The sequence below is a fragment of the uncultured Gimesia sp. genome, assembly GCF_937919775.1.
Lineage (GTDB): Bacteria > Planctomycetota > Planctomycetia > Planctomycetales > Planctomycetaceae > Gimesia.
Genome location: NZ_CALFPF010000137.1, coordinates 1 through 2,967, shown reverse-complemented (window position 1 = coordinate 2,967; position 2,967 = coordinate 1). Strand labels below are relative to the sequence as shown.

The window sequence follows — 2,967 nt, the reverse complement described above, 5'->3', positions numbered from 1 at the left end:
CGACGGTAAACTGGTCGAAGGGTTTGTTCTGATTGAAGGCGTTGATGACCCAGTCGCGCCAGTGCCACATCTCCCATTCTTCGTCGGTGAAATAACCGCTGGTATCAGCGTAGCGGGCGGCGTCGAGCCAGTAGCGAGCGCGGTGTTCGCCGTAACGGGGTGATGCGAGCAGGCGGTCGATCAGTTTTTCATACGCATCAGGAGAATTGTCGTTGAGAAAGACATCCAGTTCGGCGAGTGTCGGCGGCAGGCCGGTCAGGTCGAATGAGAGACGCCGGCAGAGGGTGGCTTTGTCGGCACGGGGCGATGGTTTCAGTCCTTCGCGTTCCAGTCGCGATAAAACGAAACGGTCGAGCGGTGTTTTTGACCAACTCTGGTTATTGACCGCAGGCAGTTCCGTGCGGCGCGGCGGGATGAAGGACCAGTGCTGCTGGTATTCCGCCCCCTGCTCGACCCAGCGCTGAATGAGCGCGATTTCCTGCAGGGAGATTTCTTTCCCCGAATCGTCGGGAGGCATTTTGAGATCGGCGTCGGTCGTCAGCAGACGTTTCAGCAGTTCGCTGTCTGCCGGTTGTTTGAGGTTGATAATCGAATAATCATCGCGCGGTTTGCGGACATCGGCGGGATCATCGAGACGCAGGTCGGCTTCGCGGGTTGCGGGATCGGGGCCGTGGCAGTGCAGGCATTTTTCGGAGAGGATCGGTCGAATGTCGCGATTGAATTCGATCCGCGGCGTTTCCGTTTTTTCCGCAGCAGTGGCCGACAAGATCGAAGTGCAGAGCATTCCGACCAGACCGAGGACCAGCAATCGCGGCGTGACCGATTTCCGTAACAGTTGAGGCATGGACCCACTCTTGACGCGGAAGGAAGACGAATGAGGGCTAATATATAAAGTAACTTAAATATTAGCAGGCGCAGATGGGTTTGTCACGGACTGATTGAAAGAAATCAGTCCGTGGGGTGAATTGGATAGCCGGTGATGATGTCGATGGGGCACGATGAATTATTTCTCGAACCGTGAGGATTTTCTGTTAGACTGTTATACGACTTAGGAAGGTGTTTTCTGGATGCCGATCAATCAATTAATGAGACAGGCGGGTAATGTGATGAGCGATAACTTGTCGGAAAAAAGCTATCGACCAGGTCCGTGGTACCGGAGTCTGTTTAGCATTTATACTGTTTTCACACTTGCATTCAGCGTTTTTCTGATTCGCGAGGCCTGTTCCAGAGGTGGCGATCTGACGGACGGATTTGTGATTGTTACTCTCATTTATATTACCTGCGTGATTTTTATGAGCACGGCAGGTGTGTGGGCTTTTCTGACTTACTCGCGATGGGTACGACTGATTCTCTCAGAGCAGACGATTACGAAGATGGAAGGTGATAAAGAACACGTGATCGCTTTTAACAAGATTTCTCACCTCAACTGGTTATCGATTTCAGATGAGATGATCGTCGAATCTCCGGCCGACACGTTCAGAATCGATCTGGATGATTTCAAGCGGACGGATCAACGCGATATTATTGCGTTTCTGCGTAATGCTGTGCCTCTCGAAAAGCAGGAAAAGTGGGAACCGTTTTCGGAAGTGCGGCGACGCAGCATTGATCCCGACGCGCCCCTGACAAACTGGGAACGGCTGGTGACGGTGGTATATCTCATTGCGACAGGATTGGCTGTAGTCATGTGGTGGAGTGAATCAGGAATGGGTAATCTGATGATGGCCGCCATTTTCCTGTTTGCTGCGATCCGCAGTTATCGGGGGACTTAGGGAATAGAGACTGAACGGAAAGAAGCGGGTAGCACCGAATGAAATTCGGTGTTGTCGCAGACAATGGGCAACTGACAGGGTACACGTTCGAATTAAGAGAAACATCTCGAGTCCCGTTGCGACATGGATTGGATACCATTTGCTGAGTTGATTGCTGGCACTGACAATTTCCTGCTCGCTGCGCTCGGCCCGAATTGCATTCGGGCCCACCCTTTTTTCGTTATATTTGAAGAATTTCGCACTAGACCAGAACCATGGAAGTTGAATTGGGTCTATGAAACGGGAGCGAAGCGACAGCATCAGAAAATGAATGGTTCATTTGAGCCAATCATAGTTATGATAGTAAAGTATGAGTCAGGGTGCTCATGATAATAGTGCATGCGATGAATCGAGAGCCTCTGGAGTTTTCCGTGGATTTAAACACTGAAAGAATAAGTGCGTCTATGAAGAAGACAGAAACGAGAGTCAGTCAGAAAGGATTGGTATTCTCAGCGATTGCCATTTTTATGTCAGGTGTCTTCTCCTGCTGGTTCTGGTGGACGGGGGCAGGGATCATCTTTTTGTTGAATACAATCTTTTGTCTGATTTGTGTTCTGGTTGCTGTCAAAACTATTTATCAGCAAAAACAGTTGACGTTCAACTCAATAAACCAGGATGAAACGCAACCAGAAACAGATTCATGAATCCGATTGTGTATCACATTGCCTCGGGGCAGGCGTTTTTTACATGAAAAAGTGATCTACTCAGACGCAGAATACGTTAATCCTTGTCTGGAACAACTTTTCATCTGATTTTCCCATTTGAACCAATACAGAACAAAGCCATGGAAGAACCATTGCCAGAAAAGAGTTATCGGCCGCGTCGGTTTTATCTGTATCTGGGGAGCGTTTTTACAGGAATTCTGCTGATATTGAGCGTCGGTTTTATCCTGGCTGTAATTATGAACTGGGGTGATCCGACTGATTTTCCCGCTGCAGCTGCGATTTTCACATTTCTCATCTGGTCTGCTTTTCTCACGCTTGGGATTTGGGTCATCCTGTCTTATTTACGGGAGCGGCTGATAATCTCCGAAAGCACCATTACCATGTATGATGTTTCCCGCAAAACCGTGATTCCCATTGATAAAATCTCGCAGATCATCTGGTTTACGGGGTTCGGGGCGATCCGGATTGAATCCCCTGGGGGGAGCTTCAAATTT

Annotated in this window: 4 protein-coding genes; 3 read left to right on the top strand and 1 reads right to left on the bottom strand. The window is 49.3% G+C overall.

Annotated features, from left to right (window positions below; all coding sequences use genetic code 11):
• Window positions 1-844: DUF1549 domain-containing protein (locus Q0294_RS03760; RefSeq protein ID WP_299461070.1), on the bottom strand; the 844-nt coding region annotated here is incomplete at its 3' end.
• A 223-nt stretch (window positions 845-1,067) separates the two neighbouring features.
• Between Q0294_RS03760 and Q0294_RS03755 the strand changes: the two genes are divergently transcribed.
• From Q0294_RS03755 to Q0294_RS03745, 3 genes are all read left to right on the top strand, one after another.
• Window positions 1,068-1,769, top strand: a complete 702-nt coding sequence (locus Q0294_RS03755) for a hypothetical protein (protein ID WP_299461068.1) — start codon at window positions 1,068-1,070, stop codon at window positions 1,767-1,769.
• A 410-nt stretch (window positions 1,770-2,179) separates the two neighbouring features.
• Window positions 2,180-2,452 carry a hypothetical protein gene (locus tag Q0294_RS03750; protein WP_299461066.1) on the top strand — a complete coding sequence of 91 codons (273 nt, stop codon included), beginning with the start codon at window positions 2,180-2,182 and terminating at the stop codon, window positions 2,450-2,452.
• Between the two features lie 140 nt (window positions 2,453-2,592).
• A partial coding sequence (locus Q0294_RS03745; protein ID WP_299461065.1) for a hypothetical protein occupies window positions 2,593-2,967 on the top strand: 375 nt, incomplete at its 3' end.